The sequence below is a fragment of the Pseudothauera nasutitermitis genome, from assembly GCF_004801295.1.
Lineage (GTDB): Bacteria > Pseudomonadota > Gammaproteobacteria > Burkholderiales > Rhodocyclaceae > Pseudothauera > Pseudothauera nasutitermitis.
Genome location: NZ_SSOC01000003.1, coordinates 239969 through 254157 on the forward strand (window position 1 = coordinate 239969; position 14189 = coordinate 254157).

General features: G+C 67.6%; 15 protein-coding genes. 2 read left to right on the plus strand and 13 right to left on the minus strand.

Annotation, left to right across the window (positions count from 1 at the left end; all coding sequences use genetic code 11):
• Positions 1-139: 139 nt before the first annotated feature.
• On the plus strand, positions 140-1351 hold the full coding sequence (locus tag E6C76_RS08420; RefSeq protein ID WP_136347797.1) for a RidA family protein: 1212 nt from the start codon (positions 140-142) through the stop codon (positions 1349-1351).
• Positions 1352-1401: 50 nt separating this feature from the next.
• On the plus strand, positions 1402-1884 hold the full coding sequence (locus E6C76_RS08425; protein ID WP_136347798.1) for a CoA biosynthesis protein CoaBC: 483 nt from the start codon (positions 1402-1404) through the stop codon (positions 1882-1884).
• 21 nt (positions 1885-1905) lie between these two features.
• Here the strand turns inward: E6C76_RS08425 and E6C76_RS08430 are convergent, their stop codons facing one another.
• From E6C76_RS08430 to E6C76_RS22375, 13 genes are all read right to left on the minus strand, one after another.
• Positions 1906-3411, minus strand: coding sequence for a cytochrome D1 domain-containing protein (locus E6C76_RS08430; protein ID WP_136348164.1), 1506 nt, complete (start codon positions 3409-3411; stop codon positions 1906-1908).
• A 203-nt stretch (positions 3412-3614) separates the two neighbouring features.
• On the minus strand, positions 3615-4841 hold the full coding sequence (gene nirJ / locus E6C76_RS08435; protein ID WP_136347799.1) for a heme d1 biosynthesis radical SAM protein NirJ: 1227 nt from the start codon (positions 4839-4841) through the stop codon (positions 3615-3617).
• A gap of 70 nt (positions 4842-4911) precedes the next feature.
• Positions 4912-5442: a siroheme decarboxylase subunit beta gene (ahbB, locus tag E6C76_RS08440; RefSeq protein WP_136347800.1), complete on the minus strand. Its 531-nt coding sequence runs from the start codon at positions 5440-5442 to the stop codon at positions 4912-4914.
• A complete protein-coding gene (locus E6C76_RS08445) occupies positions 5439-5921 on the minus strand; it encodes an Lrp/AsnC family transcriptional regulator (RefSeq protein WP_136347801.1) in 483 nt (160 codons plus the stop codon). Before E6C76_RS08445 ends, ahbB (E6C76_RS08440) begins: the two co-directional genes overlap by 4 nt.
• Positions 5914-6915: a siroheme decarboxylase subunit beta gene (ahbB, locus tag E6C76_RS08450; protein ID WP_136347802.1), complete on the minus strand. Its 1002-nt coding sequence runs from the start codon at positions 6913-6915 to the stop codon at positions 5914-5916. The genes E6C76_RS08445 and ahbB (E6C76_RS08450) overlap by 8 nt, the downstream gene beginning before the upstream one ends.
• A 5-nt stretch (positions 6916-6920) precedes the next feature.
• Complete coding sequence (locus tag E6C76_RS08455; RefSeq protein WP_136347803.1) at positions 6921-8099, minus strand: cytochrome D1 domain-containing protein; 1179 nt, start codon at positions 8097-8099, stop codon at positions 6921-6923.
• Entirely contained in the window at positions 8096-8449 is a 354-nt protein-coding gene (locus E6C76_RS08460; protein WP_136347804.1) for a c-type cytochrome, read from the minus strand. Before E6C76_RS08460 ends, E6C76_RS08455 begins: the two co-directional genes overlap by 4 nt.
• Before the next feature lie 142 nt (positions 8450-8591).
• Entirely contained in the window at positions 8592-9452 is an 861-nt protein-coding gene (locus E6C76_RS08465) for a transporter (RefSeq protein WP_230976201.1), read from the minus strand.
• Positions 9453-9709: 257 nt separating this feature from the next.
• A complete protein-coding gene (locus E6C76_RS08470; protein WP_136347805.1) occupies positions 9710-10543 on the minus strand; it encodes a cupin domain-containing protein in 834 nt (277 codons plus the stop codon).
• Positions 10544-10687: 144 nt separating this feature from the next.
• Positions 10688-11008 (minus strand): c-type cytochrome, encoded by a 321-nt coding sequence (locus E6C76_RS08475; protein ID WP_211090166.1) that lies wholly within the window; start codon positions 11006-11008, stop codon positions 10688-10690.
• A gap of 377 nt (positions 11009-11385) precedes the next feature.
• Complete coding sequence (gene pdxR / locus E6C76_RS08480; protein WP_168734288.1) at positions 11386-12915, minus strand: MocR-like pyridoxine biosynthesis transcription factor PdxR; 1530 nt, start codon at positions 12913-12915, stop codon at positions 11386-11388.
• Positions 12916-13018: 103 nt separating this feature from the next.
• Positions 13019-13825: a uroporphyrinogen-III C-methyltransferase gene (gene cobA / locus E6C76_RS22370; protein WP_230976202.1), complete on the minus strand. Its 807-nt coding sequence runs from the start codon at positions 13823-13825 to the stop codon at positions 13019-13021.
• Entirely contained in the window at positions 13822-14148 is a 327-nt protein-coding gene (locus E6C76_RS22375) for a c-type cytochrome (RefSeq protein WP_230976203.1), read from the minus strand. Before E6C76_RS22375 ends, cobA begins: the two co-directional genes overlap by 4 nt.
• Positions 14149-14189 lie beyond the last annotated feature (41 nt).

Genomic DNA, 14189 nt, shown 5'->3' on the forward strand with positions numbered 1-14189 from the left:
CAATAAATCACAGCCCAACTAATCCACTCCCACTCGTTCGTCTGAGTTTAATACCCGATCGTCCAAACCGTCCCCTGCCGCCTTTTTTCACCTTTCTCCCAGGAATACACTGGCCGAACGAAAGAGGCAGGAGGACAGAATGCCATATCGAGAAGCCAGCAATCCTTCAACAGGTGAAGATTCCGTACGGCATCTCTATGCTGTTGCATCCCCCCTTCAGGGCAATTCCAGCGAAGAGCAACTGGCGGAAGCGGTTGCCCGCATCAGCAATGAATTCTCCGCAAAGGGCGGATTCATCACAAACCAGACGGTATTCCTCCGAGATCCCGATCAAATCGAAAGCATAGAACGGCGGCTGGCCACACTCCATGGAGAGGGGAAAATACCGGCCACCAGTTACATCAACCAAGCCCCCTGCGAACCCCGCAGCCTGCTTGCGATCGAGGCGGTAGGCATTACGGGCGCAAAGGTTGAATACCATGGGCCGCATGCCACACTGGTACACCACGACGGCATTACCTGGATTCAGACCGCTCACCGTGCGCCGGTACCCGGGAAAACCGGTGGCGCATACGATCATACCTTGCACACCCTGACGCATACCCGCAGGATGCTGGAAGGCATCGGAGCCGATATCGGGCAGGTGGTGCGCACCTGGTTCTATGTGGGGGGCATCACATCGGATGACCTCCACAGCGTTCCAGTCACCCAGCGCTACAAGGAACTCAATCGGGCACGCAGCGACTTTTTCCGGAACATCGATTTCCTGGCCAACCGCGTCCCCAAAACCGTCGGGCACACGGTATATCCGGCCTCCACCGGAATCGGAATGGCCGGAGAGGAAATCCGCCTTTCCACACTTGCCCTGCTCACCCAGCGCAGCGATGTGGTGACCGTGCCCCTGGAAAATCCCCGCCAGACAGCCGCCTTCGATTACGCCCGGCATTACAGCCCTCAATCGCCCAAGTTTTCCAGGGCCATGGCCGTGGTAAACGGAAACCAGGCAATCACCTACGTTTCCGGAACGGCCTCGATCACCGCATCGGAAACCCGCCATGCGGGCGATGCCGCGAGGCAGACCGAGGAAACGCTGGAGAATATCCGCGCCCTGATCGGCGAGGATAATCTGGCCAAACACGGCCTGCCCGGATTCGGCACCGATCTGGACGGATTGGGCCTTGTGCGCGCGTATGTGAAAAATGTCGAGGACTATCCCGCGATACGTGCTGTTTGCGAGAAGCGGCTTGGTACGCGGCCCATCCTCTATGCCATCGGCGATGTGTGCCGCGATGATTTACTGGTGGAACTGGAAGGCATCGCACATTCGACCAGGGCAAGCACGGCCGGTTGATGAACACGGCCGCCTGTTTTCGATTCAATCACCCAGCCGGAGAGACAAGGATGTCGAAAGCCATTTACCAGGTCAGCGAAGAAACCACCCTGGACGATCTGTACGATTTACTGGAAAAGGCGATCGCACTGGTGGAGAGCCATAGCGGAATCGTGCACCGCCGCGCCCGGCCCTCCGTCGAGGCCGCCATCAAGGATTTCCGCAGATTCCGGGAGGGCGAACTGGATACCGATCTCGGCTCGAAGCGCTGGTTCAAGGCGCTTGCCAAGCTGGCCGAGGAAGTGGGCGACATGAGTCCCGAGCAATCGGCCTATGTGCTGGCGGTTGCCGAGGTTGCGCATGCCGCCGCGCACCTGGGTCACCTCAATACCGCGATGAGCCGGGGCGACCGCACCGAGGCCGACCGCAGGTATGTCGTGCTCCAGAGGGCGTATGTGAATTTCGGCCTCCAAGGCGTCAAGGAGTTCATCGGTCTCGTGGCCCCCGATGGACTCGCCGGACACCCGGCTGGGGCGGGGAAAGGCCTGGCCTGACGATCCCCCGAAGCCGAGGGCTCAGTGGCTCGTCCCCTCCTCCCGCATGACCTTGTTCCACACGTTGTACTTGCCCACCGGCTTCTTCATCGGCAGCCGCTTCACTTCTTCCAGCGTGGCGGCGTCGTACACCACGATGGCGCCGTCGTCTTCCCACAGGCTGGCGAGCGCGTAGCGGCCGTCGCGGGTGAATTCGACGTGCGCCAGGGTACGGCCCGGTTCACCCGCGATCTCGCGGACGACTTCCAGGGTTTCCTTGTCGATGGCCTGCAGGATGTGCTTGTTTTCCGGGCTCATCATGGAGTCAACAAAGGCGTAGCGACTGTTTTCGTGGCTGCGCAGGAAGAAGCCGGGGCCGCGGATGGGGATGCGGCGCAGGACTTCCCAGGTCTTCAGGTCGATCACCGTGACTTCGGCGGTCTTCAGGTTGGTGCTGGCCATGACGCGGCGGCCCTGCCAGTCCCAGGTGATGCCGGAGCCCAGGTGCGGCATGCCGGCCAGCGGCAGGTCGGCCACCTTCTTGCGCACGTCCAGATTGACCACCTGCCCGGCGCCCTCGCGCGAGGCGCCCATGAGTTCCGAGTAGTCCTGGGTGAAGAAGAAGTCGTCCAGCACATCGGCGAGCTGGGTGCGGCGCGGGTTGAGGTAGCCGGGGATGAAGGCGCCTTCGCGCTGCTTGTAGTCGTGGATGAAGCCCACCGGGATGTCTTCCACGGCGCGGGTGTAGCTGATCTCCCAGACCTCCGGCACGTCCTTGAGCGCGGCGATGAAGGACTGGCGCGGGGTGGCTTCATAGACGGCGGAGACGCGCGAGCTCTGCTTGCCGTCGCGGTCGGTGGCATCGAGCACCTTGAGCAGGTTCAGGTCGCCGTCGAGCAGCACCAGGGTGTGCGGCAGGTAGTTGGCCACGGCGACGTGGCTGCCGTCCGGCGATACGGCGACGTTGCGCGTGTTGATGCCGGCGCGCACTTCGGCCACCACCTGCAGGTTCCACAGGTCGTACTTGGTGACCCAGCCGTCGCGCGAGCCGAAGAACACGTAGCGTCCGCCCTGGGCGAACTTGGGGCCGCCGTGCAGGGCGTGGCGGCTGGGGAAGCGGTGGATGGGCTCCAGGCGGTCGCCGTCGAGCACGGAGACGTGGTGGTCGCCGGCTTCCACCACCAGGAACAGGTTGAGCGGGTCGGCACTGAACACCGGGCGCTCGCCGAGCTGGGCGGGGTCGGCATGCTGGATGCGCGAGGCGCGGATGTCGTCCGCGCTCCAGCGCGGCGCGGGGACCACCGGGGTATACACCCAGTCGAGCAGCTTGGTGAGCGCCTCGCCTTCGATCACCTCGGCGAAGGGCGGCATCTGCGTGGCGGCGCGGCCTTCGCGGACGATCTTGAGCGCTTCGGCCTTGCGCAGGCGCGAGAGGTTTTCCGGCAGCAGCGCCGGGCCCATACCGCCCAGGCGGTCCACGCCGTGGCAGGCGGCGCAGTGCAGCAGGTAGTCGGCGGCGGGATCGGCGGCCCGCGCATGCGCCGGCATGAAGGCGATGGTGAGCAGGAAGGCGAGCCAGGCCAGCGCCAGCAGGATCAGGCGGCGCGCGCCCTTGGGCAGCTTGGTGGCGGACGGCGGCAGCGGCCCGGTGCTGGGCGGCTTGGCATCTTCTTCCACCCAGGGCTCCAACGGGCGCGGCATGTAGTCGCGCAGGGCTTTGTATTCGGGGTCCTTCTGCGGAGCTTGCTGGCTCATGGGGTCACCGTGCGGGCGGCGGAACGCCGGATGGGGATGAAGGGGGTGGTGAGCACGCGCTCACCCGCATCGTCGTCGGCCACGCCGATTTCGTCGTTGGAGAGGTAGCAGGCCGGGTCTTCGGCCCACACGTCGCCGGTGATCTGCCCGGCGCGCACGCGCGAGCTGCCGTTGCACACCTCCAGCCAGGCGCATTGCCCGCAGCGCCCGCCGACGCGGCGCGGGTGCTGGCGCAGGCCGGCCATCAGCGGGTTGGAGAGGTCGCTCCAGATCGCCGAGAACGGCCGCTGGCGCACGCTGCCGAGCGCTTCGTGCCACCACATGGTGTCCGGGTGCACCACGCCCAGGTTGTCGATGTTGGCCACGTTGACGCCGCTGGCGTTGCCGCCCCACTGGCGCAGGCGGGCTTCGATGTGGGCGGCGCGCTCGGGGAAGCGCTGGCGCACCCAGTGCAGCAGGTAGATGCCGTCGGCGTCGTTGTTGCCGGTGACGAATTCGTGCTTCACGCCGGCGCGCTCCAGGCGCAGACAGGTGTCGAACAGCAGGTCCATGGCCTGCCGGGTAGTGTGGTGGCGGGCGTCGTCGGCACGGTACTTGTTGCCGCGCCCGGCGTAGTTGAGGTGGGAGAAGTAGAACTTGTGGATGCCTTCGTCCTCCACCAGGCGCAGCAGGGCCGGCAGGTCGTGGGCGTTGTCCTCGGTCATGGTGTAGCGCACGCCCACCTTCAGGCCGCGCTCGCGGCACAGGCGGATGCCGGCCAGCGAGGCGTCGAAGGCACCCTGCAGGCGGCGGAAGCGGTCGTGCGTGGCACCAATGCCGTCCAGGCTGACGCCCACGTAGTCGAAGCCCACGTCGGCGATGGCGCCGATGTTGTGTGCGCCGATCAGCGTGCCGTTGGTGGACAGGCCCACGTAGAAGCCCATTTCCTTGGCGCGCCGGCCGATGTCGAAGATGTCCGGGCGCAGCAGCGGCTCGCCGCCGGAGAGGATCAGCACCGGCACACGGAAGTCCTTCAGGTCGTCCATGACCCGGTACACCTCGGCGGTGCTCAATTCCCCGGCGAAGTCGGTGTCGGCGGAAATCGAGTAGCAGTGCTTGCAGGTGAGGTTGCAGCGCCGGATCAGGTTCCAGATGACCACCGGGCCGGGCGGGTTGCGCCGCGGGCCGGGCGCGACCGCACAGGCCGGGTCGAGTTCGCGGATGAACTGGGAGATGCGGAACATGGCGGTTCTCGTGTGGATGGCCGATGGGGCCGATTACAGCCGGACGCGCCGCCGGGCGGAATGATGCGTATCAATCCCGCAGCCGCAGCCCGGTCTTTTTGAGGATGGCGGTGGAAAACAGCACGTCGTGGGCACGCACGGCGCCGGGGCAGGCATGCGCGAGCAGCGCGCGGATTTCATCCACACGGGCCAGCACTTCCTCGCGGCTGCCGCCATGCACCATGGCGAACAGGTTGTAGGGCCAGTCCGGCGGGCAGCGAGGACGGCGGTAGCAGTGGGTGACGAAGTCCAGCGCGCCGACGCGCTCGCCGGCCGCGTCGACGGCGGCATCGTGCACGTCCCACACGCTCATGCCGTTGGCGGTGTAGCCCAGCGCATAGTGGTTGGGCACGGCGCCGATGCGGCGGATCACGCCGTTGTCGAGCATGGCGGAGAGGCGGCGGATGACTTCCGCCTCGGCGATGCCCAGGCGCGCGGCCACCGCCTCGTAGGGCTTGGGCAGCAGCGGCAGGCCGCCCTGGGTGGCGCGGATCAGGCAGCGGTCGATGTCGTCGAGTGCGACCGCCTGCGGGGCGGCATCGTCCTGGCCGGGGGCGTTCATCGGACCTCCAGTTGCATGCCCACGAAGTACTCGCGTTCCTTGGGGAAGAGATGCACGGCCAGCCCGGTGCGGCGTTCGATTTCACGCGCGCTGGCGTGCACGTCATCGGGCGTTTCGGTGGCGAGCACGAACCACATGTTCAAGCGGTGCTCACGGCGGTAGTTGTGCGCGACCTCGGGAATCTCGTTGACCTGGACGACCACCTCGCCCCAGCGCGCCTCGGGCACTTCCATGGCGGCCAGGCAGAAGGCGCCGCCGGCGCGCTCGATCTGGAACATCGGGCCGAAACGGGACAGCACGCGATTGGCGAGCAGGCGGCGCAGGCGGCGGATGACTTCTTCCTCGCCGATGCCCAGGCGCTCGGCGACCACGCCGTAGGGCCGGTGGGTGAGCGGAAAGCCGCCCTGCAGGCTGTTGATGAGCCGGCGGTCGATGTCGTCCAGCGGGTCGCGCGGCGCTGGTGGCGGCGTTTCAGGCATGCGGCGCCTCCGTGGGGGCCAGGTAGCGCGCGCCGCACTGCTTGAAGCGGCGGCGGCTGAACAGCACGGCGTGCGACCAGCCGTCCAGCCCCAGTTGCGCGGCGAGGGCAGCACGGCTGGCGAGCACTTCCTCGCGCGCCTTGCCGTGGATCATGCAGAACAGGTTGTAGCGCCAGTGCGGCGCGGCGCGCCGGCGGCGGTAGCACAGGGTGACGCCGGGCTGCGCACCGAGCAGGCGGCCGAGTTCGCCGACCCGTTCGTCGGGCACGTCCCACACGCACATGGCGTTGGCGGTGTAGCCCAGTTCGTGGTGGCGCACCACCACGCCGAAGCGTTGCAGCAGGCCGGCGTCCAGCCATTCGTCGATCAGCGCGCACACCAGCGCACCGGAAAGGTCGGCACGTTCACCCAGTTCGTCATAGGGCCGGACGCACAGCGGCAGGCCGTCCTGCAGGGCGGCGAGCAGCACGCTTTCGATTTCCGGCAACGCGCACGGCGTGCTGCTCGGCAGCGGCGCGCGCGCAGTGGGGGCAGCGGCGCCCGCCATGCCGCCGCACAGATCGAAGCCCAGATCGATGTGATAGGCCTCTTCCATCGGCAGTACGATGGGCTGCAGGCCGGTGTCGGCGGCGATGCCGGCGGTCACCGCCGTCAGGCGTTCCTGCGTGGCCGCGGTGAGCACGAACCACAGGTTGTAGTGGTGTTCGCGCTCGTAGTTGTGATTGACCTCGGCGAGCGCACTGACCCGGGCGGCCACGGCGTCCAGTTCGCCTTCCGGCACGGCCAGCGCGGCCAGCGCGCTGGCGCCCAGGCGGCGCGCGGCGACCACCGGGCCGATGCGGCTGACCACGCCTTGCGCCTGCCAGGCACGGAAGGCCTCCAGCACGGCCTGTTCGTCCAGGCCGACCGCCTCCCCCAGTTGCGCGAACGGACGTTCGACGCGCGGAAAATCGTGCTGCCAGTCGTTAAGCAGGCGCAGGCGGGCGGCTTCCATGGCGCTCAGAATCCGATGCGCACGGCGCGGCTGGTGAAGAAGATGCCGCTGGGGTGGGCGGCGGGCAGTTCGGCGACCGGCTTGCGGGTTTCGGTGTCGTACACCACCACCTTGTTGTCGTCGCGCGAGGACACCCACACCGCTTCGCCGCGCGGGGTGAATTCCATGTGCAGCACGGCGCGGCCCGGTTCCAGGGTGTCGATGACGCGGCGTTCCTGGGTGTCGATGACCTGCACCTTGGCGTTGTCCGGGAAGGCGAAGTTCACCCACACCTGGCGGCCGTCCGGGCGCGCCATGACGAACACCGGCTGGCTATGCACGGGAATGCGCGCCACCTCCTGCCAGGTGCGCGTATCGACCACCAGCACCTCGTGGCGGCCGATGGCCGGCAGGTAGGCATGGCCGCCGGCCACCGCCCAGCCGCGCAGGTGGGGCATCTTGTACACCGGCAGGGCTTCCTCGCCCTTGCCGTAGCCGGCGAGGATCTTCTGCACGCCGCGCTCCTTGTGCCAGATGTCCAGCATGGCCAGGCCGTCCTCGCCGAACAGGCCGGCGATGAAGTGGCGGCCGTCCGGGGTCACCAGCGCGTCGTAGGGCTGGCGGCCGGCGGTGAAGCGCTGGGTGCGCGGCTTGCGCGGATCGGAGAGGTCGGTGACCCAGATCTCGCCGGCCTCGAACAGCGCGTAGGCGAAACGCTGGCCGGGCAGATCCGCCAGGCCGACCACCTTGGCGCGCTGGCCGGGAGCGTATTCGGCGGGCACTTCGGAGAGTTGTTCCAGGGTATCGGCATCGAACACCTTGATGCCGCCCGGATCGTAGTTCTGCGCCACGACGAGGCGGCCATCCTGCGAGATCGATCCGCCGATGGAATTGCCCGCCTGGATGATGCGGCGGTCGATGCGCGCGCGCAGCAGGTCCACCTTGGTGAGCCCGCCATCGCGCCCGAACACGTAGCCGTAGCGCCCGTCGCGCGAGTAGGTGACGTGGGCATGCGACAGATCGCCCAGGCCGGGCACGGTGGCCAGCCGCTCGCGCGTGGTGTGCGAAACCACGGCGACCTGACCGTTGGCGCGCTCGATGATCAGACCGAGATCGCCGGTGCCACGCGGGGCCGGGTTGCTGGCGCAGCCGGCCAGCAGCAGAGCCGCGCAGGGCACGGCGAACAGAAGACGGGCGAGTTTCATCGGGCTTCTCCAGCGGCGGGGAAGCCGCGCATCAGTTCTCGCACCACCCATTCGGCCTCCGGTTCGCTCATGAAGCGCGACCAGCCGGGCATGGCGGTGCCGGGGCGCCCGTTCATCACCGTGGCGACCATGGAATCGACCGGTTTCTCGGCCAGTGCGTGCGGCAGCAAGGCTGGCCCCAGCCCGCCGGCCAGGGTCAGCCCGTGACAGGAGCCACAGTCCTGCCGCACCATGCTCACCAGTTCACGCTGGCGCGTCGGTTGCGGATCGGCGGCCGCCGCGGCGTAGGCGGCGGCGAAGGCCGCGCCGAGCAGTACCGCGACATGGACGAGGAGAGGGGGAGGTTTCATCGCCGTATTTCCGCTACTCTGAACATGGGCATTACGATGGGCCGACGGGGCGCGAAAAACCTTGACTCGCATCAACCCACACCGGCCGGCCTTCGCCTTGTCGCCCCGCAGCCAGGGCTGCCAATATGAAACATGCATCCACTCAGAAGACCTGCATCAGCCGCAGATTGACCCGGCTGTTTTCCTTGAAGCCGTTCTCCACCTTGAGATCGCGGCCGAGCGCCAGCAGCAGTTGCGTCTTCGGGCCGATGAAGTAGCCGCCGCCGATGCTGGCCTTGCGCTGCCGGGCTTCGTCGTCCTGGCGGACACCGTCGACGCGGGTTTCTCCGCCCCAGGTTTGCGACAGGCTGACGAAGGCGTTGGCCTTGGGCGTGAACTGGTAGCGCAGGTAGGCCTGCCCCTGGTAGAGCCGGTCCTGCTTGAGCGTGGCCTTGGCCGCGCCGTAGTCATCGTTCTCGCCGTGGAACATGACGTCTCCGGTCAGCTCGACGAACCAGTTCTTCGCCAGTCCCTTGACGAAGCCCACTTGCAGGTTGAACTTCCAGCGGTTCTCGCCCAGGTTGAGCGGGCGGTCGTGGTCGTAGCGGCCCGTGGGCAGATACAGGTAGGGAGAGATGCCCAGCCAGGTCCGGGAGGCGGTGTCATTGATCAGCCAGACCGGGGCGGCCAGGATGATGTCGCCCACGCCGCTCGTATCGCCCAGCGCGCGCGTGTCCCGTCCGGCCTCCATCTGGCCGAACGGCACCAGGATCTGCGGCCCGACGATCAGCCCGCCGACCTTCGTGTAGTGCACCAGCCTGGCGATGCCCACGTCCGACACCAGCCGGTGGTCGCCCGCGACCTGCCGCCCTTGCGCGTAAAGCTTGTTGCGCTCGGCATGCTGGTAGTAGATCAGCCCCGCCGTCGTGCCCTCCGGCGCCGGGACGAAGTCGCCCGTGTCGACGTCGATGGCATGCGCGGCCAGCGGCGCCAGTGCGGCCATCAACAGTCCGATCCAGGCCATGACCTTGGGCGCACGGCCGCCGGGCCGCCCCCCTGCCCTATTGGCTTGAGACGGAACACAGCCGTGCATCGGACACGGCGCACAGGGCATGGCGGGCCGGCCATGCTTGTTGGCGAACAGCAGATACATCATGGAATCCTTTCGAGGCGGCGCCTCGGACCTGGCTCAATGGATGAAGCAGCGCGGCCGCAAGCCCGGGACGCCCCCGCCGCCGCGCAACGGACGCCTGTCCACGGCGAGGGCAACCGGCCCGGGAGTCAGCGGGGAAGGTTCGCGTTGGTGATGATCCAGAACTTCTTGACGAAGGGCCCTTTCGAGGTCCACTTCACCGGCAGGCCCGACGGCAGCGCGATGACGTCGCCGGCCTTGAAGTCGTATTCCTCGCCGGTTTCCTCATTGACCAGATGGGCCTGGCCTTCGAGCAGGAACATGGTTTCGTCGCCCAGCGGCGCGGTATACGGAATGGTGGAGGAGCCATCCGCATTGCAGCCCGCGATGCCCACGCCGGTGCGCCACAGGCCGCACATCAGCGTGCCCGTCGAGCCAGTGGCGCGCAGCATGAACAGCTCGCCGCAGACCTGCGGGCCGTGGGCCGGCTCGACCCATTCATAGGCCGCCCATTCGGCGGGGTTGTCGCTGATGCTGCCGACGAAGACGTCGTCGCTCTTGGTCGCCGGCGTCGGGCTGTCCCACATCACCCAGAATTTCTTGAGGAAGGGCGCATCGATGTCCCAGGTGATCTCCAGGCCCTTGGGGTGGCTCATGATGGAACCGGCTTCCAGGCGGTATTGCTTGCCGGTGGCCTTGACGGTGACGGTCGTCGAACCCTCCAGGATCACCACGGTTTCGTCGCCCAGCGGCGCCGAATAGTCCACGTGGCAGGAACCGTCGGGATTACACCCGGCGATACCCCTGCCGGTGCGCCACAGGCCGGCCTGCAGCGTCCCGGAGGTACACAGGCTGCGGATCACCGCGACCTCGCCCTTGACCTGCTTGCCCAGCCTGGGCTCTTCCCACGCGAAGGGGGTCCATTCCGCGGGATTGAAACTGCGGTTGCCTACTTCGATCTTGCGAGCGGTCGTGTTCGACATTTCGCTTCTCCTTTCAGACGTCAAATTCCGGCAGGGCGTGAATGCATCCATTGCGCCGGGAAGAATGGACACGGGAGTCATCGACGAGCCTCACCGACGGGGCGGAGGGCTGCTCCGCCATCCGGCACGGGACCCGGGCGACGCTCAAGGCAGCTTCTGCGACGCGTAGTAGTCGGCCAGCGCCTTGATGACCGGCGCATCGAGCGCGGTGACCATGTTCATCATGATGTCGTCCTGGCGCGTGCCGTCCCGGAAGGCATTCATCTGCTTTTCCAGGTAGGCCGCTTTCTGCCCGGCGAGGCTCGGGTAGTGGTCGACCACGCTGACACCGTTGCTGCCATGACAGGTGACGCAGAACGTATCGGCGATGGAGCGGGCCTGCGCCATCGCCGTGTCCTGGCCAGCCGATGCGATACCGCAGCAGGACATGGCCGTCATTGCCAGGAGGCGGATCGGGAATCTCATTTCATTACTCCGAAGGCTATGGAAAACAATTCATTGCCGGGGCTGGGCGCCCCCGCGTCCCGCTTGTCCGGACGCGCATTGCGCTGAAGGGCTGGAAGGCAGTCTAAGAAAGGCGCAACGGGGGAATGGGTATGCTTTACCGCACACCCGTGGTGCAGGCTCTTCGGGGTTGACCCATCTCAAATGCCGCGTCGTGGGCCGGCGAAAAGCCGCCGTGCGGCAGCCTTGCCGGATCGGCGGGAGGGAGAAATAGGGTCGGTCAGCCGCCGTGGCGGGGCGGCTGCGCGCAGCCCGAACGGGCCATGGGTCGTGGATCGCCGCGTCGGACGAGGCCGGCCGCCGGCTGCGCGCGCCGGCGGCCGGCAGGGGCGTCGCCCTTACCGCAAGGCGCTGTCCGTCGTGGACGCCGGCATTTCCTGCGTGCTGGCCGGCGTGCCGAAGATGCGCCGCAGCGCGGCGTGGAGGTGGGCAATGTCGCCGAGGGAAACCCGCGCATAGCCGAGGAACAGGCTGCGGGCCGAGCGTTCCGGACAGCGGTGGATGGCCACCTCGTCCATGGTGTACACCCGGATGCCGGCGCGCATCAGCCGGTCGCGCAGTTCCACCGCCGCGGGCGCGCAGGGCGGCAGCGTCCAGCACAGATGCATCGCGCCCTGCGCGCCCTCGATCCTGCCGCCGAACCCGGCGAGCACCTTGAGCAGGGCGTCGCGCCGCGCCATGTAGAAGCTGCGCATGCGGCGCAGATGGGCGCCGAAGGCGCGGGTGTTCATCATCTCGGCGACGATGGTCTGCTCGAACCAGGAGGAGCCGGTGTTCAGCAGGGACTTGGCTGCGGAAACCTCATCGACGAGCGCCGGCGGGCAGATCATGTAGCCGAGCCTGAAGCCGGGGCCCAGGGCCTTGGAGAACGAGCCCAGATGCACCACGTTGCCGGGCGCCAGCGACGCCAGCGCGGTCTGCGCCTCGCCGCGTTCGTATTCGTAGCAGAAGTCGCCGTCGTAGTCGTTCTCGATGATCAGGCTGCCGGAGGCCTGTGCCCACGCCACCAGTGCCGCGCGGCGCGCCGGTGTCATCACCACGCCCAGCGGGTACTGATGGGCCGGCGTGACGTGCGCGATGCCCTTGCCGGCGGCGGGCATGCCGTCGAGGATCATGCCCTCGCCATCCACGTCCTGCAGGTGGATGCGGGCGCCGTAGGCACTGAAGATGTTGTAGGTGCCGTGGTAGCCCGGGTGTTCCATCCAGACGTCGGCGTGCTCGTGGAGGAACAGATGGGCAAGCAGGCTCAGCCCCTCCTGCGCGCCATTCACGATGACGATCTGCCGCTCGCCGGCCTGGATGCCCTTGTTGATCGCCACATACTGCGCGATCGCCGAGCGCAGTTGCGGCATGCCCTCCGCCGACTGGTAGGCGCACAGGCGCTCGGCGCCGCGGGCCAGGGCATCGGTATAGCGGCTCAACAGCTTGCGCGACAGCATTTCCGGCGCGGTGACGCCGACCTGGAAGTCCACCGCCGCCGTACAGGAAGTCTCGGCGCGCGGGAGCGGGAACAGGCCGGACTTTCTGACCGGCCGGATGAGCTCGGCGTGGACCTGCCGCGCGCCCGGCACGGCAGACGGCGCGGGCCGCCGGCGATGCGTCACCGGGATGTGGCGCGCCACGCGGGCCAGCGTGCCCGGGCGGGTTTCGATGTAGCCTTCGTCGGCCAGCCGCTGGTAGGCCAGCACCACGGTGTTGCGGGACACGCCGTAGGTTTCGGAGAACTCCCTGATCGAAACCAGCGACTCCCCCGGCGGCAGGATGCCCGCTTCGATCAAACGCCGGAACTCGCTGGCGATCTGCTCCTGCAGGGAACTCGAGGCGTCTCGCCGCAATGCGAGCGGCAGATGCAATATCCGGGTCTTCACGCACGCATTCCCCATCCAGAGTGCTCCAATTTATCACCAAGGGGGCACAGTTTCCGACCCTTGTGCCTTCGTCTACCCAACAACCCGCAGCGGTGGCGGCACGTCATGCCGATGCCGCGACACACACGACCGATGCCGCGGACTGCGGGGCTGGCGCGGCATCCCCGACTGCGATCGGAATGCCGCGCGGCACCGCATGGCGCAGGGAGACCACATTGCCGACGATCAAAAGAGCCGGGGGCTTGAACAGCGCAGCCGCCTGCGGCACCCGCGAGATCGGCATGGCCCGGGACGCCTGCTTCGCGGTGGTGCCGGCACGGACGAACATCGCTGGCGTGCTCGGTGGCATGCCGTGCGCGACCAGCGCCGCGGCGATGGCGGCGGCGTTCGCCACCGCCATATAGAACACCAGGGTACAGTCCGGGTCAGCCAGCGACCGCCAGTCGAGATCGAGGTCCGCGTCGTCGCGCAGGTGGCCGGTGACGAAACGCAGGCTGGTGGCCACGCCCCGGTGCGTCAAGGGCAACCCCAGCGCGGCCGCGCACCCCGTGGCGGCGGTGATGCCGGGCACCACTTCCACCACGATGCCGTGTTCGGCCAGATAGAGCATTTCCTCGCCGCCGCGGCCGAACACGAACGGGTCGCCGCCCTTGAGCCGCACCACCGTCTTGCCCTCGCGCGCCAGGCGCAGCAGCAGCGCGTTGATCTCGCGTTGCTGCAGGTGGCTGCAGCCGGCCTGCTTGCCCATGCGGTGCCATTGCGCGTGCGGGTTGGCATACGCGGCCACGCCGTCGCCGACCAGGCGGTCGCAGACGATCGCGTCCGCGCCGGCCAGCAGGCGGGCCGCCTTCAGCGTCAGCAACTCCGGGTCGCCGGGGCCCGCGCCGACCAGATAGACCGTCCCGTTCAAGGCCGCGCCCCCCTGGAAAAGTGCTCGGCCAGCGCGCGGATGAGCGCGTCGTCGAGCGGGGCCGCCATGTTGTTCATGACCGGATCCTTGCGCCTGCCGTCGCGGAAGTCCTTCAGCTGTTTTTCCAGGTAGATCGCCTTCTGTTGCCGGAGGTTGGGATACAGGTCGACCGGGCTGGTGCCGTCGGCGCCGTGGCAGGTGCTGCACAAGGTGGCGGCGAGTTCCCTGGCCTTGGCGGTGGCGTTGTCTTGCGCGGCCGCGCCGGCACAGGAAAAGAGCGCCGCCAGGGCGAGCGCGCAGGCGAATGTCGATGAGGAACGCATCGGGAGTGCTCCGATTGATGGGGATGAGGGATGGGCCGGCG

Excerpts from the sequence above, each read along its gene's own strand:
- E6C76_RS08455 (WP_136347803.1), bottom strand. The coding sequence starts at position 8,099 with ATGAAACTCGCCCGTCTTCTGTTCGCCGTGCCCTGCGCGGCTCTGCTG.
- E6C76_RS08465 (WP_230976201.1), bottom strand. The coding sequence starts at position 9,452 with ATGGCCTGGATCGGACTGTTGATGGCCGCACTGGCGCCGCTGGCCGCG.
- E6C76_RS08460 (WP_136347804.1), bottom strand. The coding sequence starts at position 8,449 with ATGAAACCTCCCCCTCTCCTCGTCCATGTCGCGGTACTGCTCGGCGCG.
- nirJ (WP_136347799.1), bottom strand. The coding sequence starts at position 4,841 with ATGTTCCGCATCTCCCAGTTCATCCGCGAACTCGACCCGGCCTGTGCG.
- ahbB (WP_136347800.1), bottom strand. The coding sequence starts at position 5,442 with ATGAACGCCCCCGGCCAGGACGATGCCGCCCCGCAGGCGGTCGCACTC.
- E6C76_RS08475 (WP_211090166.1), bottom strand. The coding sequence starts at position 11,008 with ATGAGATTCCCGATCCGCCTCCTGGCAATGACGGCCATGTCCTGCTGC.
- E6C76_RS08430 (WP_136348164.1), bottom strand. The coding sequence starts at position 3,411 with ATGCCGGCGCATGCGCGGGCCGCCGATCCCGCCGCCGACTACCTGCTG.
- E6C76_RS08420 (WP_136347797.1), top strand. The coding sequence starts at position 140 with ATGCCATATCGAGAAGCCAGCAATCCTTCAACAGGTGAAGATTCCGTA.
- E6C76_RS08445 (WP_136347801.1), bottom strand. The coding sequence starts at position 5,921 with ATGCCTGAAACGCCGCCACCAGCGCCGCGCGACCCGCTGGACGACATC.
- E6C76_RS08470 (WP_136347805.1), bottom strand. The coding sequence starts at position 10,543 with ATGTCGAACACGACCGCTCGCAAGATCGAAGTAGGCAACCGCAGTTTC.
- E6C76_RS22375 (WP_230976203.1), bottom strand. The coding sequence starts at position 14,148 with ATGCGTTCCTCATCGACATTCGCCTGCGCGCTCGCCCTGGCGGCGCTC.
- ahbB (WP_136347802.1), bottom strand. The coding sequence starts at position 6,915 with ATGGAAGCCGCCCGCCTGCGCCTGCTTAACGACTGGCAGCACGATTTT.
- E6C76_RS08425 (WP_136347798.1), top strand. The coding sequence starts at position 1,402 with ATGTCGAAAGCCATTTACCAGGTCAGCGAAGAAACCACCCTGGACGAT.